26 protein-coding genes are annotated in these 23,952 nt (G+C 52.1%); 7 read left to right on the top strand and 19 right to left on the bottom strand.

The window, feature by feature from the left end; all coding sequences use genetic code 11:
* The first annotated feature begins 3 nt into the window (after positions 1 to 3).
* From B9Z32_RS07685 to accD, 6 genes are read left to right on the top strand one after another with little or no spacing between them, the layout of a single operon-like run.
* Positions 4 to 1,383: a FimV family protein gene (locus B9Z32_RS07685; protein ID WP_108420659.1), complete on the top strand. Its 1,380-nt coding sequence runs from the start codon at positions 4 to 6 to the stop codon at positions 1,381 to 1,383.
* Positions 1,380 to 2,162 carry a tRNA pseudouridine(38-40) synthase TruA gene (gene truA, locus B9Z32_RS07680; protein WP_108420658.1) on the top strand — a complete coding sequence of 261 codons (783 nt, stop codon included), beginning with the start codon at positions 1,380 to 1,382 and terminating at the stop codon, positions 2,160 to 2,162. Before B9Z32_RS07685 ends, truA begins: the two co-directional genes overlap by 4 nt.
* Positions 2,159 to 2,842: a phosphoribosylanthranilate isomerase gene (locus B9Z32_RS07675; RefSeq protein WP_108420657.1), complete on the top strand. Its 684-nt coding sequence runs from the start codon at positions 2,159 to 2,161 to the stop codon at positions 2,840 to 2,842. Before truA ends, B9Z32_RS07675 begins: the two co-directional genes overlap by 4 nt.
* A gap of 10 nt (positions 2,843 to 2,852) precedes the next feature.
* A complete protein-coding gene (gene trpB, locus B9Z32_RS07670) occupies positions 2,853 to 4,148 on the top strand; it encodes a tryptophan synthase subunit beta (RefSeq protein ID WP_108421073.1) in 1,296 nt (431 codons plus the stop codon).
* Positions 4,145 to 4,954 carry a tryptophan synthase subunit alpha gene (gene trpA / locus B9Z32_RS07665; protein WP_108420656.1) on the top strand — a complete coding sequence of 270 codons (810 nt, stop codon included), beginning with the start codon at positions 4,145 to 4,147 and terminating at the stop codon, positions 4,952 to 4,954. Before trpB ends, trpA begins: the two co-directional genes overlap by 4 nt.
* A 22-nt stretch (positions 4,955 to 4,976) precedes the next feature.
* Positions 4,977 to 5,849, top strand: coding sequence for an acetyl-CoA carboxylase, carboxyltransferase subunit beta (accD, locus tag B9Z32_RS07660; RefSeq protein WP_108420655.1), 873 nt, complete (start codon positions 4,977 to 4,979; stop codon positions 5,847 to 5,849).
* A gap of 25 nt (positions 5,850 to 5,874) precedes the next feature.
* Here the strand turns inward: accD and B9Z32_RS07655 are convergent, their stop codons facing one another.
* Positions 5,875 to 6,420, bottom strand: a complete 546-nt coding sequence (locus B9Z32_RS07655) for a YggT family protein (protein WP_108420654.1) — start codon at positions 6,418 to 6,420, stop codon at positions 5,875 to 5,877.
* 120 nt (positions 6,421 to 6,540) lie between these two features.
* Between B9Z32_RS07655 and lysS the strand changes: the two genes are divergently transcribed.
* Positions 6,541 to 8,091: a lysine--tRNA ligase gene (gene lysS / locus B9Z32_RS07650; RefSeq protein WP_108420653.1), complete on the top strand. Its 1,551-nt coding sequence runs from the start codon at positions 6,541 to 6,543 to the stop codon at positions 8,089 to 8,091.
* 25 nt (positions 8,092 to 8,116) lie between these two features.
* Here lysS and B9Z32_RS07645 read toward each other — a convergent pair whose 3' ends face one another.
* The 18 genes from B9Z32_RS07645 to rpmF all read right to left on the bottom strand — a co-directional run bounded on the left by B9Z32_RS07645 (position 8,117) and on the right by rpmF (position 23,845).
* Positions 8,117 to 8,413 carry a hypothetical protein gene (locus B9Z32_RS07645; protein ID WP_108420652.1) on the bottom strand — a complete coding sequence of 99 codons (297 nt, stop codon included), beginning with the start codon at positions 8,411 to 8,413 and terminating at the stop codon, positions 8,117 to 8,119.
* A gap of 1 nt (position 8,414) precedes the next feature.
* Complete coding sequence (gene nagZ / locus B9Z32_RS07640; RefSeq protein WP_108420651.1) at positions 8,415 to 9,497, bottom strand: beta-N-acetylhexosaminidase; 1,083 nt, start codon at positions 9,495 to 9,497, stop codon at positions 8,415 to 8,417.
* Positions 9,494 to 9,889 carry a holo-ACP synthase gene (gene acpS / locus B9Z32_RS07635; protein WP_108420650.1) on the bottom strand — a complete coding sequence of 132 codons (396 nt, stop codon included), beginning with the start codon at positions 9,887 to 9,889 and terminating at the stop codon, positions 9,494 to 9,496. The genes nagZ and acpS overlap by 4 nt, the downstream gene beginning before the upstream one ends.
* A gap of 12 nt (positions 9,890 to 9,901) precedes the next feature.
* Positions 9,902 to 10,648 carry a pyridoxine 5'-phosphate synthase gene (locus B9Z32_RS07630; protein ID WP_108420649.1) on the bottom strand — a complete coding sequence of 249 codons (747 nt, stop codon included), beginning with the start codon at positions 10,646 to 10,648 and terminating at the stop codon, positions 9,902 to 9,904.
* Positions 10,649 to 10,655: 7 nt separating this feature from the next.
* A complete protein-coding gene (recO, locus tag B9Z32_RS07625; protein ID WP_108420648.1) occupies positions 10,656 to 11,411 on the bottom strand; it encodes a DNA repair protein RecO in 756 nt (251 codons plus the stop codon).
* Between the two features lie 12 nt (positions 11,412 to 11,423).
* Positions 11,424 to 12,338: a GTPase Era gene (gene era / locus B9Z32_RS07620; RefSeq protein WP_108420647.1), complete on the bottom strand. Its 915-nt coding sequence runs from the start codon at positions 12,336 to 12,338 to the stop codon at positions 11,424 to 11,426.
* Positions 12,335 to 13,021, bottom strand: coding sequence for a ribonuclease III (gene rnc, locus B9Z32_RS07615; protein WP_108420646.1), 687 nt, complete (start codon positions 13,019 to 13,021; stop codon positions 12,335 to 12,337). Before rnc ends, era begins: the two co-directional genes overlap by 4 nt.
* A 69-nt stretch (positions 13,022 to 13,090) precedes the next feature.
* Entirely contained in the window at positions 13,091 to 14,056 is a 966-nt protein-coding gene (gene lepB, locus B9Z32_RS07610) for a signal peptidase I (RefSeq protein ID WP_108420645.1), read from the bottom strand.
* Entirely contained in the window at positions 14,056 to 15,864 is a 1,809-nt protein-coding gene (gene lepA, locus B9Z32_RS07605) for a translation elongation factor 4 (protein WP_108420644.1), read from the bottom strand. The genes lepB and lepA overlap by 1 nt, the downstream gene beginning before the upstream one ends.
* A 454-nt stretch (positions 15,865 to 16,318) precedes the next feature.
* On the bottom strand, positions 16,319 to 17,812 hold the full coding sequence (locus B9Z32_RS07600; protein ID WP_369909703.1) for a DegQ family serine endoprotease: 1,494 nt from the start codon (positions 17,810 to 17,812) through the stop codon (positions 16,319 to 16,321).
* 34 nt (positions 17,813 to 17,846) lie between these two features.
* Positions 17,847 to 18,293 carry a hypothetical protein gene (locus tag B9Z32_RS07595; protein WP_146179470.1) on the bottom strand — a complete coding sequence of 149 codons (447 nt, stop codon included), beginning with the start codon at positions 18,291 to 18,293 and terminating at the stop codon, positions 17,847 to 17,849.
* Positions 18,294 to 18,298: 5 nt separating this feature from the next.
* Positions 18,299 to 19,543 carry a beta-ketoacyl-ACP synthase II gene (gene fabF / locus B9Z32_RS07590; protein WP_108420641.1) on the bottom strand — a complete coding sequence of 415 codons (1,245 nt, stop codon included), beginning with the start codon at positions 19,541 to 19,543 and terminating at the stop codon, positions 18,299 to 18,301.
* 6 nt (positions 19,544 to 19,549) lie between these two features.
* Positions 19,550 to 19,786 (bottom strand): acyl carrier protein, encoded by a 237-nt coding sequence (gene acpP, locus B9Z32_RS07585; protein ID WP_055361315.1) that lies wholly within the window; start codon positions 19,784 to 19,786, stop codon positions 19,550 to 19,552.
* A gap of 36 nt (positions 19,787 to 19,822) precedes the next feature.
* The gene (gene fabG, locus B9Z32_RS07580) at positions 19,823 to 20,578 is read right to left on the bottom strand and encodes a 3-oxoacyl-ACP reductase FabG (RefSeq protein WP_108420640.1); all 756 of its coding nucleotides are present in this window, start codon (positions 20,576 to 20,578) and stop codon (positions 19,823 to 19,825) included.
* Complete coding sequence (gene fabD / locus B9Z32_RS07575) at positions 20,575 to 21,525, bottom strand: ACP S-malonyltransferase (protein WP_108420639.1); 951 nt, start codon at positions 21,523 to 21,525, stop codon at positions 20,575 to 20,577. Before fabD ends, fabG begins: the two co-directional genes overlap by 4 nt.
* A gap of 18 nt (positions 21,526 to 21,543) precedes the next feature.
* Entirely contained in the window at positions 21,544 to 22,521 is a 978-nt protein-coding gene (locus tag B9Z32_RS07570; protein WP_108420638.1) for a beta-ketoacyl-ACP synthase III, read from the bottom strand.
* On the bottom strand, positions 22,518 to 23,588 hold the full coding sequence (gene plsX / locus B9Z32_RS07565; RefSeq protein ID WP_108420637.1) for a phosphate acyltransferase PlsX: 1,071 nt from the start codon (positions 23,586 to 23,588) through the stop codon (positions 22,518 to 22,520). Before plsX ends, B9Z32_RS07570 begins: the two co-directional genes overlap by 4 nt.
* 74 nt (positions 23,589 to 23,662) lie before the next feature.
* A complete protein-coding gene (rpmF, locus tag B9Z32_RS07560) occupies positions 23,663 to 23,845 on the bottom strand; it encodes a 50S ribosomal protein L32 (RefSeq protein ID WP_005794249.1) in 183 nt (60 codons plus the stop codon).
* Positions 23,846 to 23,952: the final 107 nt, after the last annotated feature.

The following is a 23,952-nucleotide window of genomic DNA, read 5'->3' as shown; positions in this document are numbered from 1 at the left end:
CGCATGAATCGCTACCTCAGCCTCCATGCCAAGGCCCGTGCGGCTTTAACTTGCATTTTGGGACTTAGCTTGTGCAGCTTGAGTTTGAGTGTGCAAGCCCTGTCTCTGGCAGGCATCGAAGTGCAGTCTTACAAAGGCGAACCTTTGCGCGCCGAGATCAGCGTTTTAAGTGCCACAGCAGATGAATGGTCTCAATTGGCTGTGAAAGTTGCGCCAGCCGAACGATTTGAGCAATTGGGTTTGATTTTCTCTCCCGCCATAGGTCAAATCAAAGTTGAACTCTTTGAATCAAGCGATGGCGGTAAACGCATACGCTTGTTAAGCTCACAAGCTTTTTCCGATCATTTTGTCGATCTTTTGATAGAAGCTCAAACGGCATCGGGCAAATGGGTCAAGGCCTTTACTCTCATGCTCAAGCCGGCGCCTCTCAGAGCAGACGCACCCATTCAATTGCCCCAGGCAGCCAATGCTTTGCCTCAAGTCCAACAGGCTCCAGCTGCAGAGCACATCGTGCAACAAGGTGAGAGCGCCAGTCAAATCATTCAAAAGTGGCTCACACAAGACATGAGCATGCAGCAAATGTTGGTGGCCTTGTTAAAAAGTCAGCCAGATGCCTTCATTCAAGGCAATGTGAATTTGCTGCGTGCAGGCGCTGTTCTCAAAGCGCCTTCTCAAACAGCTGTTCGTGCCATTGACTCTGAAGATGCTCGCCAATTTTTGCTTGCACAACAAAAAGAATTCATCGCATTCTCTCAGGCTGCTGCCCAAAATACTCAAACAGTCAAAGGCCAAGCACCCAGCAGGCAAATGTCCGGCAAAGTGGGGCAAGATCAAGAGCAACAGACACCCACCCAAGCCAAGGTTGATCAACTGAAACTCTCGCAAGCCAGCATCGAAAAACAAAACGCTGAAACAAGATTGGCAGCACAGCGTGCTTTGTCTGATGCTCAAAAACAATTGGACATGCTGCAAAGCAATGTCAACCAGTTGGTTCAACTCAATGCAACCGCGCCCATCAGCGTTGGTCAAGCACCGGCTGCCGCTGCCAATCAGTCAACCCAGAGCGGCAGTGGACTGCTCAATTTAAACAAACTCTTAGAGTCTCCTCAGAAAAACTCTTATCTGTGGGCTGCACTCACTTTGCTGGGGGTCTTGGCTGTTTGGGCAGGCCTGCGCATTCAAAGTCGCAAGTCATCCAACACCTTAAGCACCCTGGAGCCTCAGTCAGACTTGGTCAAGTCGCCTGTGAATGCCCCATCCGATATTCGACTGGCAATGCCGGCAGACATCGCATCACTCAATTTGGATTTAGATTCAAATTCGTCTTCTCCTAAATCACCTGGCAGTGTCAGATCGACTGCTAGCACCGAGACTCTGCAGTGAGAATCGCGCTGGGCATCACCTACAACGGTCAGCCCTATCAAGGCTGGCAAAGCCAGAGCACAGGCCTCACCATCCAAGACAAATTGGAAAAGGCGCTGAAAGAATTCACGACTGAAAAAGTCACAACCTTGTGTGCTGGCAGAACCGATGCCGGTGTCCATGGCCTGATGCAAGTGGTTCATTTCGACACTGAATTGAACCGCGACATGTCTTCTTGGGTACGCGGCACCAACCGGTATTTGCCAGATGATATTTCTGTGCAATGGGCCCAAGAAGTCTCTTCAGATTTCCATGCACGGGGCAGCGCACTTTCACGTCGATACGCCTACATTGTTTTGGAGTCACCGGTCAGGCCCAGCCTGGAGTTTGGCCGTGCTGGTTGGGTCTATCGCGCCTTGGATGAAGCAGCCATGCGCCAAGCTTCTCGCTATTTATTGGGTGAACACGACTTCAGCTCCTTCAGAGCCAGCAGTTGCCAAGCGCTGTCACCAGTCAAAACGATGATGCGCATTGACATCTTAAAACATGGCCCCTATTGGCGTTTTGAATTTGAAGGCAATGCCTTTTTACATCACATGATTCGCAACATCATGGGATGCATGGTCACCATTGGTCAAGGTTTCCAGCCCCCAGAATGGATGTCACAGGTGATTGAAAGCAAGCGCCGTGATGCTGCGGCACCCACGTTTTCGCCCGATGGCTTGTATTTTCAGGGTCCGGTTTACGATGCAAAATGGGGTCTGCCAACCACCACCCCGCCCTTTCACTGGCTGCCATGAGTTCAACACCCCTCAGCACTCTCATCAAAATTTGCGGCCTCACCCGTGAAGCCGATGTTTTGGCTTGCATCAACGCTGGCGCAAACGCCATTGGTTTTGTGATGTACCCCAAAAGCGCCCGATTCGTTTCACCTGAGCGGGCAGGCACCTTGGCCAAGATGTTGCCTTCGAAGACCATGCCCGTGCTCTTGTTTGTCAATGCTAGCCTTGAAGAAGTGCAGGCGGCTTGCCGTGCCGTGCCCAACGCACTGCTCCAGTTTCATGGCGACGAAACCCCCTTTGAGTGCGACCGATTGGCCCAAGCCGTGCAACGTCCTTACTGGCGGGCGGCCCGAATTCCAACAGAAAACACAGCTTCGTTTGACTTGGTAAAATTCTGCCAAGATTATTCAAATGCCCAGGCCATTCTGCTCGACGCGCATGTCGACGGTTATGGGGGTGGCGGGAAAACATTCAATTGGTCACAGCTTCCTCCAAACGTCAACGCTCACCTCGTTTTGAGTGGTGGATTGACGCCTGCAAATGTGACCGATGGCATTCGTCAACTTCGGCCCAAAGCCCTGTCTTTGGCCGTTGATGTGAGCTCGGGTGTCGAGCTCGATGGCCAAAAAGGCCTCAAAGACGCCCGAAAAATCCAAGAATTTGTGGCTGCCGTCAAAGCAGCCGATGCCATTGAATAACATGAACACCTTGAACGACTATCATCAACCCGATGCCTCTGGCCACTTCGGCATCTATGGCGGCAGTTTTGTCAGTGAAACCCTGACCCATGCCATCCTCGAGTTGCGCGAGGCCTACGCCAAGTACCAAAACGATCCTGCGTTTTTGGCCGAATTTCAATACGAACTGGCTCATTTTGTAGGTCGTCCCTCCCCCATCTATCACGCAGCCCGCATGAGCCGTGAAGTGGGCGGCGCACAAATCTATTTGAAGCGCGAAGACCTGAACCACACAGGCGCGCACAAAATCAACAACACCATTGGCCAAGCCATGTTGGCCAAGCGCATGGGCAAGCCGCGCATCATTGCCGAAACAGGCGCCGGCCAACACGGTGTGGCCACAGCCACTATCTGTGCGCGTTATGGCTTGGAGTGCGTGGTTTACATGGGCGCTGAAGATGTCAAGCGTCAAAGCCCCAATGTGTATCGCATGAAACTTTTGGGCGCCACCGTGGTGCCTGTTACATCCGGTAGCAAAACCCTCAAAGACGCTTTGAACGAAGCCATGCGCGACTGGGTAGCCAACGTCGACAACACTTTCTACATCATTGGCACGGTGGCAGGCCCACACCCCTACCCCATGATGGTTCGCGATTTTCAAAGCGTGATCGGAAATGAGTGCCTTGAGCAAATGCCAACCCTCTTGGCGCAAACAGGCTTGCACAGCCAGCAGCCCGATGCAGTCATTGCGTGTGTGGGTGGCGGCTCCAACGCCATGGGCATTTTCTACCCCTACATCAACCACAAAAACACGCGCTTGATAGGCGTCGAGGCGGCGGGTGAAGGACTTGAAAGTGGCAAACACTCTGCCTCTTTGCAGCGCGGCAGCCCAGGTGTGCTGCACGGCAACCGCACCTATATCTTGCAAGACGACAACGGCCAAATTACAGAAACGCACAGCATCAGCGCGGGCTTGGACTATCCAGGCGTAGGCCCTGAACACGCTTTCCTGAAAGACATTGGCCGTGCCGAATACGTCGGCGTTACCGATCAAGAGGCCTTGGATGCGTTCCACTATCTGTGTCGCACCGAAGGCATCATTCCCGCCCTTGAGTCTAGCCATGCAGTGGCCTACGCCAAAAAATTGGCTGCCACCATGAAGCCCGATCAATCCATTTTGGTCAACTTGTCTGGCCGTGGCGACAAAGACATCGGCACTGTGGCCGACCTCAGTCAAGCCGATTTCTATTGCCGCCCCAGCTGCCAAGGCCAAGGTGTCAAAGGTGGCTTAGCCATGGGCGAACAAATTGTGAAGCTTGTCAAATGAGCCGCATCGAAGCCACCTTCCAACAACTGAAAGCCACGGGTCGTCAGGCACTCATTCCTTACGTCACTGCCGGCTTTCCCTTTGCAGACGTCACGCCCGAATTGATGCATGCCATGGTGGCTGCAGGCGCAGACGTCATTGAATTGGGAGTCCCTTTTAGCGACCCTTCTGCCGATGGCCCCGTGATTCAAAAAGCCGGTGACAAAGCCTTGGCGTTTGGCATTGGTACCACCCATGTCATTGACATGGTGAAAGCCTTTAGACAAACCAACTCCACCACGCCCGTGGTGCTGATGGGTTATGCCAACCCCATTGAACGCTACGACCTAAAGCACGGCAAAGACGGCTTCATTCGAGACGCCTCAGCAGCGGGCATCGACGGCGTTTTGGTGGTGGACTATCCGCCCGAAGAATGCGTTGAATTTGCCGCCAAACTGCGCGCCCACAACATGGACCTTATTTTCTTGCTGGCCCCCACCAGCACCGACCAGCGCATGCAACAGGTGGCCGATGTGGCCAGTGGCTATGTGTATTACGTGTCGCTCAAGGGCGTAACAGGCTCGGGCGCACTCAACACCGACGAAGTAAAAGCCATGCTGCCCCGAATTCGCCAGAAAGTCAGCATCCCGGTGGGTGTTGGCTTTGGCATTCGCGACGCCCAAACAGCCCAAACCATTGCCAAAGTGGCCGACGCCGTCGTGATTGGTAGCAAAATCATCCAGTTGATAGAAAATGAACCTCGCGATAAAGTCGCCACTGTGGCTGGCGACTTTTTGCGTGGCATTCGCCAGGCCATGGACGCCTGAAACAACCCATAAGGACCTCGACATGAGTTGGCTCGAAAAACTGCTTCCCCCAAAAATTTTGCACACCGACCCGGCCGACCGCCGCAGCGTGCCTGAAGGCTTGTGGATCAAGTGCCCCCAGTGCGAATCCGTGCTCTACAAAACTGACTTGGAGCAAAACCAAAACGTTTGCCCCACCTGCAGTCACCATCACCGCATTGGCGCACGCGCCCGTTTGAACAACTTTTTGGACAACGAAGGCCGCTATGAAATTGGCCAAGAAGTGGTGCCTGTCGACGCTTTGAAATTCAAAGACAGTCGCAAGTACCCCGAGCGCATCAAAGAAGCCATGAGCAACACCGGCGAAACCGACGCCTTGGTGGTCATGGGCGGCTCAATTCACAGCATCAATGTGGTGGCAGCTTGCTTCGAATTTGATTTCATGGGCGGCAGCATGGGCTCCGTGGTTGGGGAGCGTTTTGTGCGCGGTGTCGAGACCGCCATCGATCAAAAAGTGCCCTTCATTTGCTTTACCGCTACAGGTGGTGCGCGTATGCAAGAGGGCTTGTTGTCCTTGATGCAAATGGCCAAAACCAACGCGTCCCTTACCCGATTGGCCAAAAAGGGCCTGCCTTACATCAGCGTGCTCACCGACCCCACCATGGGCGGTGTGTCTGCAGGATTCGCCTTCATGGGCGACGTGGTCATTGCTGAACCCAAGGCCCTGATTGGCTTTGCGGGCCCCCGCGTGATTGAAAGCACCGTGCGCGTGACCTTACCCGAAGGCTTTCAGCGCGCCGAGTTCTTGCAAGAAAAAGGCGCCATCGACTTCATTTGCGACAGGCGTGAACTGAAATTAACTGTGGCCAACACCTTGGCCATGTTGACACGCCAATCAGCCGACGCAGTCAGCTAAAATGGCGAACTTAAGGTGGCTGAAATCAGAAGCCACCGTGTTGCAAACCTGCCAGCAACATGCCGGCAATTTGCAAAATAAGCAGTAGCACCAAGGGCGATAAATCAATGCCACCAGGCTGTGGCAAGACATTGCGAATGGGCGCCAGCCAGGGCTCGACCAAACGAGACAAAAGCATCATGCTGCCGCTGTTTGGCTGAACCCAAGACAGAATGGCATAAAGCAAAATGATGACGCTCAAACCTGAGACCAGCCAGTGCATAACGCCAAACAAACTGGCTACCAAAATACCCAAAAATGCGGCTTGTGAGCCGCCCAGTATCCACATGGCCGTGACATGACTTAACTTCATCAGCCAGGCTGCTACCAAGCTGGATGTGTCAAGGCGTCCAAGTGCTGGCAAAAAGCGTCTGAGAGGCATCACCAACCAGTCGGTCACTGCAAAAACAAAGCGGCCAATTGGATTTTGAAATGGCAGACGCTGCCATTGCATGACCAAGCGCATCAGGCAAGCTCCGCCCACCAAGCCAGTGGCAACATCCAAGATCAAATTGATAATTTGTAGAAACACAGAATTCCTCCAATCCTTGCGATGATAGCGGCAGCCCGAAGGAATCGTAAAATAAGGGGTTCGCGCTGTCATTCAGCGTTTTTACGGGTTTTGAACACCCCCTCAACCGAAGTGCCCTTCATGTCAGACACGCCAGCAGAAAATCAAACCACACCCGTCGTTGACGAGAACCAACTGATTGCAGAACGCCGCAGCAAGCTCAAAGCCCTGCGTGAAGCACAAGCCCAGGGCAAGGGCGTGGCCTTTCCCAATGACTTTAAACCTGAACACCGTGCTGGCGACCTCACCGCAGCACATGGCGACAAAGCATCCGAAGCACTGAAGGGCGAAGGCGTAACCCCCGTCACCGCCAAAATTGCAGGCCGCATGATGCTCAAGCGTGTGATGGGCAAGGCGAGCTTTGCCACGCTGCAAGATGCCACAGGTCGATTTCAAATTTATATCACTCGCGATGACATTGGCGAAGAAGCCTACAACGATTTCAAGCACTGGGATTTGGGCGACATCGTGGCTGCAGAAGGCTACCTGTTCAAAACCAAGATGGGCGAGTTGTCATTGCATGCTTCAAGCGTTCGCATGCTTACCAAGAGTTTGCGCCCTATGCCCGATAAGTTTCACGGTGTGGCCGATCAAGAGATCAAATACCGTCAACGCTATGTTGATTTGATGATGGACGAAGAAGCGCGCAAACGCTTCACAGCACGCAGCAAAGCCGTCAGTGGCATTCGCGACTTCATGGTCAAGCACAACTTCTTAGAAGTTGAAACACCAATGTTGCACCCTATTCCTGGCGGTGCCAATGCACGTCCATTCGCAACCCACCACAATGCGCTTGATCAAGAAATGTACTTGCGCATTGCGCCAGAGTTGTACTTGAAGCGTTTGTTGGTAGGCGGTTTCGAACGCGTGTTTGAAATCAATCGCAACTTCCGCAATGAGGGCATCTCCGTTCGCCACAACCCAGAATTCACCATGATGGAGTTCTATGCGGCGTACTGGAACTACCAAGACTTGATGGGATTTACCGAAGAATTGGTGCGCGATGCGGCTATGAAAGCCGTCGGCCATTTGCAGCTTTCTTACGCTGGCAAGCCTGTCGATTTGGCCAAGCCTTTTGCACGCCTCACCATTCGTGAAGCCATTGTGAAACACACCGAAGCCGGCGACAAAGTAGACGATGCAGCGTGGCTCACCCAAGCCTTGCAAAAACTGGGAATGAGCGAAGCCAAAAACAATCTGTCCAAGAAATCTTTGGCAGGTTTGCAAGTGTTGTACTTTGAAGAAACTGTCGAAGATAAACTGTGGGAGCCCACGTTCATCATGGAACATCCCACCGAAATTTCACCCTTGGCCCGCGCCAACGACGAACGCCCCGAAGTCACTGAGCGTTTTGAGCTTTACATCACTGGCCGCGAATTTGGCAATGGTTTCTCCGAACTCAACGATGCCGAAGACCAAGTGGCTCGCTTCCAAGCGCAAGTCGATGCCAAAGACAGCGGCGACGACGAAGCCATGTTCTTTGATCACGACTTTGTTCGCGCCTTGGAATACGGCATGCCGCCTGCTGGCGGTTGCGGCATAGGCATTGACCGCTTGATGATGTTGCTAACCGACAGCCCCAGCATTCGCGATGTGATTTTGTTCCCTGCCCTGAAGCGCGAACACGAATAAAAAAGAGCGCATCAAGCGCTCTTTTTTATTCCCTTGGCAATCGATCGTGTTGCCTTGCTCTTTCAGGAACTTCCTTGGCCTCAACATCGACCACCTCGGTATCATTTTGAGGACGGCTGCTCCAAGAGCCAAAGGGCGCTCTGTTGCGAGCCATGTCTTGGTATTTTTGCCAAACGACAGCCACTTCAGGTTTGCGGCCGCGCACCAAAGACCAGAGTGCGCCAAACAACAAAGCGAATAACAAAACGCAAAGCATACCCAGCACAAACACCAACCCCAGCAGGCTGAAGAACAGTTTGAAAATCCAGGCAATGAATTGCATATCAGGGCAAGCAGACTAAGGCTTGTTGGTAATTGACCGAACGAACCAAATCATCCCATGCAAGCGCAGGCGATCTGGGCAGCAGCGCCAAGCGGCGTGCTTCACTGAGTTCATCAGGTTGCCACCAGCCCTTCACTTGAGCCTCGGCCAAGCCATCCAAAACCTCATCGACAACCTGACTTCCCTTGAGCGATTGGTTGCACAACAAAGCCAAGTCGCAACCCGCATGCAGCGCAGCCAAAACACCTTCGGTAAAGCTGAGGGGCTGGCCATCTAGAACACGTGCACCGACCATCGACAAATCGTCGCTGAAAACAGCACCGGTAAATTCCATTTGCTCGCGCAATACACCTTGGATCCAAGTTTTTGAAAAACCTGCGGGGCGCGCGTCTACTTTGGGATAAATCACATGTGCGGGCATCACGGCTGTCAGATCGTTGCTCAACCACTCATATGGCTTGGCATCTTCTTTCAAAATAGCCTTCAAACTGCGCTTATCAACGGGTATGTCCACATGCGAATCGGCCTTGACAAAGCCATGACCCGGAAAATGCTTGCCGCAATTGCCCATGCCAGCGCGGAGCAAACCCTGCATCAGGCTTTTGGCCAACAAACTCACGTGTCTGGGGTCTCTGTGAAATGAGCGGTCGCCAATGACGCTGCTCTCGCCGTAATCCAAATCGAGCACCGGGGTGAAACTCAAATCAACACCACAAGCGCGCAATTCAGCCGCCAACAAATAGCCTACGGCCGAAGCCGCTTTGCAGGCTTGCAAAACACCCTCGCCTTCAAGTCCCTTGCCATCCTGCGCCCACATTTCACCCAAGCGGCGCATGGCAGGTAAATGTGTGAAGCCATCGGTTCTAAAGCGCTGTACGCGTCCGCCTTCGTGGTCGACGCAAATGAGCAAATCTTTGCGGACTGACTTGATATCCGCGCACAAAGCAGTGAGTTGCGCACGACTTTGCCAATTCCGACCAAACAAAATGATCCCGCCCGTCAAAGGATTTTTGAGGCGTTTTTTGTCAATGGCTGTGAGGGCAAAACCTTCAATGTCAATGATGAGGGGAGCTTGGATGTTCATTCAGTTCTTTCCACCACGCAATAACTGCCAGCGTAATCTGCTTCGTCTGTGACACTAATGTGTGCTTTTAAATGTTGGGACTCAAACCAAGTTTTCAAGGCACCGTGCAAAACAATCACGGGCTGACCGGAGGGCAACTTGCCAATTTCGCAAGAACGCCAAGTCATTGGCATGCGCATGCCCATGCCAATGGCTTTGCTGAAGGCTTCTTTGGCAGAAAAGCGTGTGGCCACATAACGCACACCTCGCTCGGGCCAACGCGCACCGCGAGACTTGTAGGTGGCAAATTCTGCATCGCTCAATACTTTTTGCGCAAATCGATCGCCGTGCTTTTCCAAGCTGGCTTTAATGCGACGCACGTCACACAGGTCTGTTCCAATGCCGTAAATCATGGCGGCGTCCGGCTATCGGCCCAAGGCCTTCAAGTAGCCACGAACGGTGGCTGCATATCCCACTTCCAATGCGTCTGCTATCAAGGCGTGCCCAATGGAGACCTCTAAAAGACCGGGAACCGATTGTGCAAACTGCGGCAAATTGTCCTGGTTCAAATCGTGACCGGCATTGACCCCTAAACCTAGCGCCAGCGCTGCTTTTGCGGTATCCACATATTTGGTCAAACAGGCTGCATTGGCCGGTGTGCCAAAGGTCGCTGCATAGGGCTCTGTGTACAACTCAACGCGATCAGCACCCACTTGCTGAACCGCTTGCATCTGCTCGGCCTCAGGATCCATGAACAAACTCACACGAACACCCAAAGACTTGCATTCATCGATCAAGGGTTTGAGTTGCGCAGCATCCTTGGGAAAGGACCAACCGTGGTCACTGGTGAACTGCCCCTCGCTATCGGGCACAAAGGTCACTTGATGCGGTTTGTAAGTTCGAACAAAGCCCATCAACTGGTGAAATGGATTGCCTTCAATGTTGAACTCGCGATCGGGCCACTGCTTCATCAATTCGGCCAACTCAACAACATCAGATGCCCGAATGTGCCGCTCGTCCGGACGCGGATGGATGGTGATGCCTTGCGCGCCAGCTTCTAGGCACATTTGAGCCGCCTTCAAGACACTGGGAATTCCCAAGTGACGAGAATTGCGCAGCAGTGCCACCTTGTTGACATTGACGGACAAAGCCGTTTGGGTGTGTTGGGTCATGCAGGGCTCACAAACTTTGAATATCGATCATCATTTGCCGGGTCTTTAAAGTGCCGACACCGCAATGGTAATTGAGCAAGGTGCGAAGTTGGGTACGAAGTGGCGTTAGCATGTCCAAACTCAAACGAAGCGTGTCTGTGAACGGCGACACACCATCCAAGGCATGCTGAATAGACTGCCATTGCGCGCCGCTCATGGCATGCCGGTCATCCCGATGTGCCAATCTCAAGCCGCCCTCTGGTACCAAGCAATAGTCCCTCGCCTCATCCAAGTCGGCCATGGTCAGTGTTTGGCAATTTAAACTGGGCAGCAAACCAATTTCTCGGAGCAACAAAAGCTCAAAAACTCGCAGCGAAGCTTGCAACAACTCACCAGGTTCTGTGGCCATGACCCTCACCGTGGCGGCGTAAGCATCGAACAAATGCGGGTGGGGGTCATCGCGTGCCAACAAACGCAGCAACAGCTCGTTCAAATAATAGCCAGAAAGCAGTGCATCACCAGTTGGCATGACATGCCCACCCGCCCATTCGGCCGATTTGAGGGTGCGAATATCGGCATCGCCACCATACGCCACTTGAATGGCTTGAAGTGGCAACAAAACAGGCCTGAAAGACGAGCTTGGCTTTTTGGCACCCTTGGCCACCAAGGCTATGCGGCCGTGATGCCGCGTGAACACTTCTAGGATGAGACTGGATTCGCTCCAGTCGTAGCGGTGCAGCACATAGGCAGGCTCATCCGAAATTCGTTTCAAGACAGCGGCCATGGCCTTCGCTTTTTATTCGTAGCCGAAGGAGCGAACACGCGCTTCGTCGTCGGCCCAGCCAGAGCGAACCTTAACCCAAAGCTCGATGAACACTTTGGCGTCCATGAGCTTCTCAAGTTCTTGACGCGCTTCGGTACCGATGCGCTTAAGGCGTTCACCTTTGTCGCCGATGACCATGGCTTTGTGACCTTCTCGCTCCACCACGATGGTGGCAGCAATGCGAATCATTCGGTTGGCAGAACGGCTGGGTTCTTCTTCAAATTTGTCGATGACCACCGTGGAGGTGTATGGCAATTCATCGCCCGTGAAACGGAACAACTTTTCACGCACGATTTCACTGGCCAAAAACTTTTCGCTGCGGTCGGTGAGTTCATCTTCGGCATACCACCACGCCTGCTCGGGCAAGTATTTTTCGCAATAGCCCATCAAACGCTCAATGTCTTTGGCATTCTTGGCTGACATAGGCACAAACTCGGTAAAGGGGTGGCGCTCTTGCATGTCTTTGAGCCAAGGGGCCAAGTCTTCACGGCGATTGATGGCATCGAGCTTGTTGGCAATGAGCAAGACGGGTACATCTGGCTTGAGCAAGGCCAAAACTTTGGCATCCGCTGTATTGAACATGCCAGCTTCAACCACAAACAAAACCAAATCGACATCGCCCACAGCGCCCAAAACAGTCTTGTTCAAAGACTTGTTCAGAGCGGTGTTGTGACGAGTTTGAAAGCCAGGGGTGTCGACAAAAACAAATTGAGTGGGGCCTTCTGTGCGAATACCCGTGATGCGGTGGCGCGTGGTTTGCGCTTTGCGCGATGTGATGCTGATTTTTTGACCGACCAGTGCATTGAGCAAAGTGGACTTGCCCACATTGGGTTTGCCAACAATGGCGACCAAACCGCAACGTTGGGCAGGACTGGTTTCTGTGTTCATCGGCGTGCCTTGACTTTCAAAATTTCAAGCATGGCAGCTGCCGCGGCTTGCTCACCAGCACGTCGCGAGGGGCCGCTGCCATGCTGTGAGAGACTGAGTTCGGGAATGTCGCATGCGACATCAAAAATTTGACGGTGTGCCGCGCCAGAAGTAGCTACGACGCTGTACTGGGGAAGTTGCAGTTTGCGGCCTTGCAACCACTCTTGCAATTCAGTTTTAGGATCTTTCGATGCTGCTTGCATCTGTGGATTGATGGCCACATTTTGGAACAGGCCATGAACCAGTTGCTCTGCAACTTCATAACCAGCATCCAAAAAAACAGCCCCAATCAAAGCCTCCAAGGCATCGGCCAAGATGGAGGGGCGGCGCTGACCGCCAGACTTCAACTCACCCTCACCCAACTTCAAGCAGCTTGATATTTGCAAGCTAAGGGCCAATTGGTGCAGGGTTTCTTGCTTGACCAAGTTGGCCCTCACACGAGACAAATCGCCCTCGGGCAAATCACTCAATTGCTTGTAAAGGAGGTGGGCAACAGCCAGATTTAAAACAGAATCGCCCAAAAACTCCAAGCGCTCATTGTGATCAGCTGAGTAGCTGCGGTGAGTCACAGCCCTTTCCAGCAAACTGGCATCTTTGAAGCTGTGCTGAAGGCGATCTTGCAATTGACTGAGAGCGTCGTTCAAACTTTTAGCCTGGTATTGAATAGAAAAGGGGTCAAAGCTGAATAAATCAATTGGGTGACATTGGCAAAATCAATTGAATGAACCAATTCGGCCCAAGTTTCCAAAATTCATCCAAACAAAAAATGCACGACCCACAATGTTGGCGTCTGGCACAAAACCCCAATAACGCGAATCAAGTGAGTTGTCGCGGTTGTCGCCCATCATGAAGTAGTGCCCCTTCGGAACCTTGCAGACCACGCCCTCGACGGTGTAATTGCACTGATCGCGATAAGGAAAATCTTCTGCACCGGGAATGAATGATGGCCGGTCATCGTCCAAAATTAAATTGTGGGGCTGATTGCCCAATTTTTCTTGCGTCTGTTTGAAATATCGCATCACAGATTCATCAAAAAACTCTGGCAAATTTTCTGTTGGCACCAACTTACCATTGATGCTGAGTTTTTTATTGAGATACGCCACCTCGTCACCCGGAATAGCGACCACCCGCTTGATGTAATCGACACTGGGGCGAGGTGGGTAACGAAAAACCATCACATCGCCTCGCGCGACGGGTGTACCCTCTGTGATCTTCACATTGGCCACTGGCAAACGAATGCCATAGTGGTACTTGTTGACCAAAATCAAGTCGCCAATCCAAAGGGTTGGAATCATGGAGCCAGACGGAATCTTGAACGGCTCAAACAAGAAAGAACGCAACACAAAAATGAACAAGATGACGGGAAATAAACCGGCCGTCCAATCCAACCACCAAGGCTGCATGAGCAATTGATTGCGTGCTTCACCAGTGTCTGTATCCGATTTATCAATGCCCAATTTGGCCAAGTCTTGCTGGCGTTTGGCCTTGTCGCTGTCTAGTTGCTCAACAGCCTTGACGCGTTGGGGCCAGAAATAAAACTTTTCAGCCAACCAGTAAACGCCCGAAATGACGACAGCCATTAGCATCAGCAAGGCAAAATTGCCTTCAATGAAGCCTAAGTACCAAGCACCTGCGTAGCTGCAAAACGCAGCCAAAATAAAAGCCGTTAAGACTTGCATCAATCTTCCACCTGCAAAATAGCCAAAAATGCCTCTTGAGGCACCTCAACCGAGCCGATTTGTTTCATCCGTTTTTTACCCGCCTTTTGCTTTTCCAGCAACTTGCGTTTGCGGGTGATATCGCCACCATAACACTTGGCCAAGACGTTTTTGCGCAGCGCTTTGACGGTTTCCCGGGCAATGATGTTGGCACCAATGGCCGCTTGAATGGCCACATCGAACATTTGCCGGCTGATAATTTCACGCATTTTGGCCACCACCGCGCGACCTCGGTAGGCCGACTGCGATCGGTGAACAATGATAGAGAGTGCGTCGACCTTTTCGCCGTTTAGCAAAATATCGACCTTCACCACATCGGATGCACGATATTCTTTGAACTCATAGTCCATGGAGGCGTAGCCCCGAGATACCGATTTCAACTTGTCAAAAAAGTCGAGAACAATCTCACCCAAGGGCATTTCATAGGTCAGCATGACCTGCCGGCCATGGTAGGCCATGTTGATTTGCATGCCACGCTTTTGATTGGCCAATGTCATCACCGGACCCACGTAGTCTTGGGGCATGTACAAATGCACCGTCACAATGGGCTCCCGAATCTCTTGCATCTTGCCTTGATCGGGCATCTTGGCTGGATTTTCAACCATGACCACTTCACCGTCGCCTTTGACCACTTCATAGACCACACTGGGCGCCGTGGTGATCAAGTCTTGATCAAACTCTCGTTCGAGTCGCTCTTGCACGATCTCCATGTGCAGCAAGCCTAAAAAGCCACAGCGAAAACCAAAACCCAGAGCCTGTGACACTTCGGCTTCGTAATGCAAAGACGAATCGTTGAGCTTGAGTTTTTCAAGCGCGTCGCGCAAGGAATCGTATTGGTTCGCTTCGGTGGGGTACAAACCGGCAAAAACTTGTGGCTGTATTTCTTTGAAACCTGGCAAAGCCTTCTCTGCAGGTCCCAAATTGTTGGGCAGCTTTTTTTCCAATGTGATCGTATCGCCCACCTTGGCTGCTTGCAGCTCTTTGATGCCCGCAATGATGTAGCCCACCTCACCCGCTTCAAGGCTGTTGCGGGGCTCATTGGCGGGGGTAAATACACCCATGGTGTCTGCGTTATACACAGTCTCGGTGGCCATCATTTTGAAGCGCTCACCTTTACCCAAACGGCCATCCACCACACGCACCAACATGACCACGCCCACATAGGTATCAAACCAACTGTCGACAATCATGGCGCGCAATGGCGCGTTGGGGTTGCCTTTGGGTGCTGGAATTTTGGCCACGATGGCTTCCAAAATTTCATCGATGCCCATACCAGTTTTGGCGGAACACGGAATGGCCTCGCTGGCGTCAATTCCGATCACATCCTCCACTTCAGCTTTGGCGTTTTCTGGATCAGCTTGTGGCAAATCCATCTTGTTCAAAACAGGAACCACCTCGACTCCGAGGTCGAGTGCGGTGTAGCAATTGGCCACCGTTTGAGCTTCAACGCCTTGGCTTGCATCGACCACGAGCAAAGCGCCTTCACACGCCGACAAGGAGCGTGAAACCTCATAAGAGAAATCAACGTGACCGGGTGTATCGATCAAATTGAGGTTGTATGTTTGCCCGTCTTTGGCTTTGTATTGCAGCGATGCTGTCTGCGCTTTGATGGTAATGCCGCGTTCTTTTTCAATGTCCATGGAGTCGAGCACCTGCGCCTCCATTTCGCGTTCTTGCAAACCACCGCAACGTTGAATCAATCGATCCGCAAGCGTCGATTTACCATGATCGATGTGCGCAATGATGGAGAAATTTCTGATGTGATTCATCAAGGACCAGCTACAAGTGTTTGAGATTCAATGGACGAGACAAGAAAAAAGGGCGCGTCGAATGAGGACGCGCCCTGAACCAACAATCAATGGCAACTGCGATAGTTGGGACTTCATTGTAGGCATAAAGCCCAACACGTACACCCCTAAAACACCACTTTGCAGGTCGTTGCAAGCTCGCAACAGAAAACTTATCAACAACTTATACACAATTAAGCTTAACTTAAAATGAATAACTTGTGGGTGTTCTGTGGATCAACGGTGGACTGATATGGGACATCCCACATTGTGAATCCACCCCTGCATTTTTTGCCATGAATATTGGTTCAAGCGTTCAGATTTTAACCATTTTTGATAATCATATGAATTAAAAGTTAGTGTGCACACACGTAAAAAATATTTTTCACGCATGGAAAACCCTGTAGTGCGGTAGGGACTCTTGACAAGCCACAGATCAAGAAATGGGTCTGATCAATGCGTAGCGCGTCAACTCTCCCCGCCTGAAAAGCACACTGATGGGTTTTGACTTGTCAATTTTGCCCACAGCAAGGGTGAAGTCTTTGACTTGGCTAACTTCAATGTTGCCTACAGCCAAAATCACATCACCTTCACGCAGCCCTGACCTCAAAGCAGGCTCGACCAAGCTCTCAACCCTCACGCCACCTTTGAGTTTCAATTCTGTTTTTTGTGCATCAGTGAGATCGGCAACAACCAAGCCCAAGCCCTGAACCGATTGACCACTCTTTGGCTTGTCCTCTGGCTCGGTGGCACGCTTGGCCACTCTCTCTGGCTCTAGTTCAGCAATGACGATGCTCATCTCTTTGGTGGCACCGCGTCTGAACACTGTCAAATTGCTTTTGGTTCCCGGCTTGGTGTTGCCCACCAAACGAGGCAGGTCAGAAGACTTTTCGATGGGCTTTCCATCGATCTTGATGATGACGTCGCCAGGCTCTAGGCCCGCTTTATCGGCAGGTGCGCCAGGTTCAATTCGGTTGACCAGTGCGCCTTGCGCTCTACCCAAACCAATTGACTCGGCTATTTCCTTGGTAACCGGTTCAATCTGAACCCCAATTCGACCTCGTGTGACTCTGCCATTGGTTCGCAGTTGATCGCTGACACGCATGGCTTCGTCCATGGGGATTGAAAAAGAGATCCCCATAAAACCACCAGAGCGAGAGTAAATTTGGCTGTTAATGCCCACCACCTCACCCCGCATATTAATCAGCGGCCCCCCTGAATTGCCAGGGTTGATGGCAACATCAGTTTGAATAAAGGGCAAATAATCTCCCGTGTCGCGCTGCTTGGCGCTCACGATGCCAGCCGTGACAGAGTTGTCTAGGCCGAATGGCGAACCGATGGCCATGACCCACTCGCCAACTTTCAAGCGAGAGACATCGCCAACTTTCACAGCAGGAAGTCCTGTGGCCTGAATTTTGACCACCGCGACGTCTGAGCGTTTGTCTGCACCAATGATTCTGGCCTTGAATTCGCGCTTGTCCGTGAGTGTGACCAACACTTCATCAGCACCGTCCACCACGTGGGCATTGGTCATGATGAAGCCATCTGAAGTGAGAATAAAGCCAGAGCCCACACCTCTAGGTTGCGATTCTTCTGGAGAGGGGGTTCTACCCTGCCGAGGCGCTTGTCTAGGTGCGTTTGGATTATTGGGTGTATTGGGCATGGGAATGCCAAAGAATCGACGGAACAATTCTTGGGTCTCTTCGTCCATGCCGCCACCAGCAGCAGATGGAGTGCGAACTCTTTCCAAAGTGCGAATATTGACCACAGAAGGCCCAACCTGCTCAACCAGCTCCGTGAAGTCGGGCAAACCTCTCACCATGGTTTGCTGCGCCAAAGCATTGACGGGTGCGCACATCAACAGCGTTGCCATTGAAAGTCCTAAGGACACCGTCAAAGGCAACAAAACACGAGGCAATTTAAAACTCATATTGTTCATGACCCAAAAAACTCCACTTGATTCTTTAGAAAGAAATTCTCTCTGAACGCGAATATACAGCGCAACGAAATCCATGCCAACGCTCGGGAAATGCTTTCCTCGAAACCCAAAACCACTGACGAGCCGAATGGGGATTGCTCAATGACACCAAGAAGTAATTTTGAAAATCCAAATGGACGCTGATAGCGTGTTCAACTTGTGAAGGCGCAGTCAACATCAACTGTACTTCCCAAGCGTGTCCCGTCCAACACAACCAGGCCTTTGGGGAAAGCTGTTTGAAAGAAACCACTGCGTACAGGGAGAGTAAAAACCAAGCGCCGGACAGCCATGCCAAGGGCCAGCCTTCGATCCATCCAAACCAAAAATAAAATGCCAGCGACAACATGCTGAGGAGCGAAAAACCCAGCGCCATCCAAGCGCTCCAAAAAAAACGCCCCACCGGGTAATCGACCGATGGAGCGCTTTGATTCAAAAGAATTAAACCCGACGGAAAACCAAGCTGCCGTTGGTACCACCGAAACCAAAATTATTCTTTAAAGCGTATTCAATATTGACATCTCGCGCGGTGTTGGCGCAATAGTCCAGATCGCATTCTGGATCTTGGTTGTCCAAGTTGATAGTGGGCGGCACTTTTTGATGGTGCAGGGCCAACACTGTGAACACACTCTCGATGCCCCCGGCACCACCCAACAAGTGACCCGTCATGGATTTGGTAGAGCTGATCAGTGTTTTCTTGGCGTGATCACCCAGTGCTGCTTTGATGGCGTTGGTTTCATTCACATCGCCCAAAGGGGTGGACGTTCCGTGCGCATTCAAATAACCCACTTGATCTGAATTGATGCCGGCATTGCGCATGGCAGAAACCATGGCTCGGCGAGGTCCGTCCATGCTGGGCGCTGTCATGTGGCCTGCATCGGCGCTCATGCCATAACCACAAATTTCTGCGTAAATTTTGGCGCCACGTGCTTTGGCATGCTCGTACTCTTCGACCACCATCACACCTGCACCTTCGCCCAACACAAAACCATCGCGGTCTTTGTCCCAGGGCCTAGAAGCTGCCGCGGGATCGTCGTTGCGAGTGGACAAAGCGCGCATGGCTGCGAAGCCGCCCAAGCCCAAAGGGGAAATAGTGGCTTCAGAGCCACCCGCCACTACCACGTCTGCGTCACCATATTCAATCATGCGACTGGCTTCGCCAATGCAGTGGAGCCCTGTGGTGCATGCCGTGACAACGGCCAAATTAGGTCCTTTGAAACCAAAACGCATCGACACATGACCCGCGATCATGTTGATGATGGATGCTGGCACAAAGAAAGGAGAAATTCTGCGAGGGCCCCGCGCTGTGTACTCGACATGGGTTTGCTCAATCATGGGCAAACCACCAATGCCAGAGCCAATGACACAGGCTATGCGCGTGGCAAGTTCCTCATCCAAGGCTTCGCCAACTGGCAAACCCGCGTCCTCTACAGCTTGCACAGCTGCCGCAATACCGTAGTGGATGAAAGTGTCCATGGTGCGCGCTTCTTTGGCACCAATGTACTGCTCCAAATTGAAGCCCTTCACCTCTCCGGCAATTCTGCAAGAGAACGCTGAAGTGTCAAATTTGGAAATCAGACCAATACCAGACTGGCCTGCCAAGAGATTGGCCCATGCCTCCGCCACCGTGTTTCCAACGGGGCTGATACATCCCAGGCCCGTAACAACAACGCGGCGACGGGTCATCTCAGATCAAGCCTTTTTGCTTTGGGCGTAATCAATAGCCGCTTTGACCGTGGTGATTTTCTCAGCGTCTTCGTCTGGAATTTCAATGCCAAATTCGTCTTCTAGTGCCATCACCAGTTCTACGGTGTCTAGAGAGTCTGCACCCAGATCGGCAACGAATGCTTTCTCTGGTGTAACTTGTGACTCTTCAACGCCGAGTTGTTCAGCAATGATTTTTTTGACACGTGCTTCGATATCGCTCATGGATGCCCTCTGAGGGTTGTAAAAAATAAGATTTTATCAGGACATGTGCATGCCGCCATTGACATGCAATTCCTGACCCGTAACGTAAGCAGCCCCAGGGCCGGCCAAATAGGACACTGCATGCGCAATATCCTCTGGCAAGCCTAGTTTACCCAATGGAATTTGAGCCATCAGGGCTTGGTGTTGTGCTTCTGGCAATGCGGCGGTCATGTCCGTGGCAATAAAGCCGGGCGCAACGCAATTGACTGTGATATTTCGACTTCCCAACTCGCGAGCCAAAGCCCGAGTCATTCCGGCCACGCCGGCCTTGGCTGCTGCGTAATTGGCCTGTCCTGGGTTGCCAGAGGCCCCCACCACACTGGTAATGCTGATGATTCGGCCATATCGCTGCTTCATCATGGGACGAATGGCCGCTCGGCTCATGCGAAATACCGCCTTTAAATTGGTATCCAAAACGGCATCCCAATCGTCATCTTTCATGCGCATGGCCAAGGTATCGCGCGTAATGCCGGCATTGTTGACCAGCACATGAAGGCCGCCTTGTGACTTCACAATTTGATCGATGAGCGCCTCACCTGCTGCAGCATCATTGACATTCAAATTGGCACCTCGGCAGCCTGAATAAGCCGACAAAGCTGCCGAAATGCGCTCTGCACCTTCGTCTGTGGTCGCTGTCCCAATGACTTGAAAGCCTTGTTTGGCCATTTCCAAAGCAATGGCTGCGCCAATGCCCCTTGAGGCACCCGTGACCAAAGCCACTTGCCCTTTGTTTTCTGTGTTTGACTCGCTCATGCCAGAGCCCCTTTCACTTCGGCCAATGAGGCAGGGTCGAACAAAGGCAATCCCGTCATGTCCGCATCAATTCGTTTGACCATGCCCGCCAGTACTTTGCCAGGACCGCACTCAACCAAGGTGTTGATACCACGCGACTTGATGGCTTGGACACATTCCACCCATCGCACGGGACCAAAGGCCTGTCGATAGAGTGCATCGCGAATGCGATCGGCATTGGTTTCAACCGACACATCAATGTTGTTGACGACGGGAATCAGTGGGGTTGCAAAACTGGTGTTGGCAAGTTTTTCTTTCAATTTTTCAGCGGCAGGCTTCATCAAGCTGGAATGAAAAGGCGCTGACACGGGCAAGTTCAAAGCACGCTTGGCCCCCATGGCTTTGAGCAATTCGCAAGCCTTCTCGACAGCCGCCTTGCTACCCGCAATGACGGTTTGACTCGGGTCATTGAAGTTCACCGCCTCAACGACTTCACCGCTGTCTGCAGGGAATGTGGCCTGGGCTTGTGCGCAGCCTTCAATCACTTTGGCCGCTTCCATGCCCAAAACAGCAGCCATTGCGCCAGCGCCTACGGCCACCGCATCTTGCATGGCAGCAGCACGAAATCTGACCAAGGGTGCGGCTTGCGCCAAACTTAAAACTCCCGAAGCAACCAAAGCCGAATACTCACCCAAGGAATGCCCTGCCACCGCGGCTGGCTGAACACCGCCCTCGGCCAACCATGCGCGGTAGGCGGCAATGGCAGCAACCAACATCACGGGTTGTGTATTGGTGGTCAAGGCCAAGGCTTCTTTGGGCCCTTCATGAATCAGGGCAGATAAGTTTTCGCCCATGGCATCGGACGCCTCTTTCAGGGTCTCTAGCACCGCAGGGTGATCACCCCAAGCATCCAACATGCCCACAGATTGGGAACCTTGGCCTGGGAAAACAATGGCAATTGCAGTCATGATTTCAGTTGCAAATTTTCAATATTTTAAAAGGACTGAGCCCCACGTGAAGCCGCCGCCAACGCCTTCTAACATCAAGGTCTGGCCTTTGTGGATTTGGCCTGAGCGAATGCCATGATCTAGTGCCAATGGGATTGATGCAGCCGAGGTATTGCCATGCTGGTCTACAGTCACAATGACTTTTTCCATCGGCATTTTGAGTTTGCGCGCAGTGCTTTGCATGATGCGAATATTGGCTTGGTGAGGGATGAGCCAATCGATATCCGTGTCATTCAAACCAGCCTTGCTCAGGGAGGCGCGAGCTGTTTCTTCAAGCACGCCAACTGCCAATTTAAACACCGCCTGACCATCCATTTTCAGAACGGGATCGCCCAAAATAGCACCGCCCGAAACATGCCCTGGCACGCAAAGAATGTCTGCATATTTGCCATCGGCGTGAATGTCGGTGGCCAAAATACCAGGCGTGCTGGAAGCCTCTAAAACCACAGCGCCAGCACCATCACCAAACAAAACGCAAGTGGTGCGATCTTTGAAATCGAGTATGCGGCTGAAAACTTCGGCGCCTATAACCAATGCTCGCTTGGCCGTGCCCGTTTTAATCATGGCATCTGCCACAGTCATGGCATAAACAAAGCCACTGCAAACGGCTTGCACATCAAAAACAGGACAACCCACAATACCAAGCTTGTTCTGGAGCAAAGCGGCAGTGGATGGAAACACCATGTCTGGCGTTGAGGTGGCCACAATGATCAAATCGATGTCTGAAGCTTGGCAACCAGCAGCTTGTATGGCGCGCTTGGCGGCTTCCGCACCCAAGTCACTGCTGCCAACACCAGCCTCTACAAAATGACGTGCTCGAATGCCCGTTCTTTCAACAATCCATTCGTCAGAGCTCTCAATGCCTTGAGCGGCCAGTTCTGCAACCAGGTCTGCATTGGTCAGTCTTCTTGGGGGCAAGTAGCTGCCCGTGCCAGAAATTCGAGAGTAGATGGTCATTCGATAGCGGCCGAGTTGGCTGAATTGTCTGGGGCCCCCATTTGTGCATTCAACAAAGGAGCAGCATGGGCAATTCGAGCAGCAACACGGCTAAGCAGTTCATGTCTGGCCGCATCATACGCTCGGTTCAGGGCCGTTCCAAACGCCAGTTCGTCGGCCGAGCCATGACTTTTAAAAACCAAGCCGCGCAAACCCAACAAAGCGGCACCGTTGTAACGGCGATGATCAACTCTGTTTTTAAAGGAATTTAAAACCGGATAAGCAAAGATAGCTGCAATTTTGGTGAAGATGCTGCGAGAAAACTCAGACTTGAGGAATCCGCCCATCATGGTTGCCAAGCCTTCGCTGGCCTTCAAAGCCACATTACCCACAAAACCATCGCACACCACAATGTCTACTGTTCCTTTGAAAATATCGTTGCCTTCTACATTGCCGTAAAAGTTCAAATCGCCGGAGTTACCAGCAGATCGCAACAATTCGCCTGTCTTTTTGATGATTTCGTTGCCTTTAATGGCTTCCTCGCCAATATTCAGCAGGCCCACACTGGGGCTTTCATTGTCTTGCAACACAGAGACCAAAGCGGAACCCATGACGGCAAACTGCAAAAGGTGCTCTGGTGAGCAATCGACATTGGCACCCAAGTCAAGCATGGTGGTGCCGCCGCCCTTGAAATTGGGCATTTGGCCAGCAATGGCCGGACGATCAATGCCATCCATGGTTTTTAAGACGTAGCGGGCAATTGCCATCAATGCACCCGTATTGCCGGCAGAAACTGCTGCATCGGCTTCGCCGGACTTCACCAATTCAATGGCAATGCGCATGGAGGAATCTTTTTTCTTACGCAGGGCCACTTCCACTGCGTCATCCATCCCAACCACTTCAGTGGCCACAACCACCTCCGCCCGCTCATGGCGAAAAGAAGCCAAATCAGCAGCCCTTCCGACCAAACGCAAGCGAGCATCAGGATGCGTTTCAAGAAAATGACGGCAAGCAGGCAGAGTGACGCTTGGCCCGTGATCACCCCCCATGCAATCGACAGCAAGGGTGAAAAATTCTTTGGAGGACATGGTTTCAATCACCAAAAATACAAAGGCCCGAGGCTACGTAGAAAGTAGCATCGGGCCCGTATTTCAAGCGTCAATTAGGCTTCTGATTTGTTCTTCAGAACTTGACGGCCACGGTAAAAACCGTTAGGGCTGATGTGGTGACGCAAGTGCGTTTCGCCAGTGGTTGGCTCGACAGCGATACCAGGCACATTCAGCGCATTGTGTGAACGATGCATGCCACGCTTAGAAGGTGACTTTTTATTTTGTTGAACAGCCATGATGGCTCCTTGGATGCGTTGAAAGCAGCGTTTTTGAAGATTGGGGCAATCGGTGTGATTGCCCTTTTCAGCCCAAGCGCTATAAAAGCGCAACGCAGCTTTGGGTT

The organism is Limnohabitans sp. MMS-10A-178 (genome assembly GCF_003063375.1).
GTDB lineage: Bacteria > Pseudomonadota > Gammaproteobacteria > Burkholderiales > Burkholderiaceae_C > Limnohabitans_A.
The sequence above is the reverse complement of the archived record's forward strand: the minus strand, read 5'-3'. Positions and strand labels throughout refer to the sequence as shown.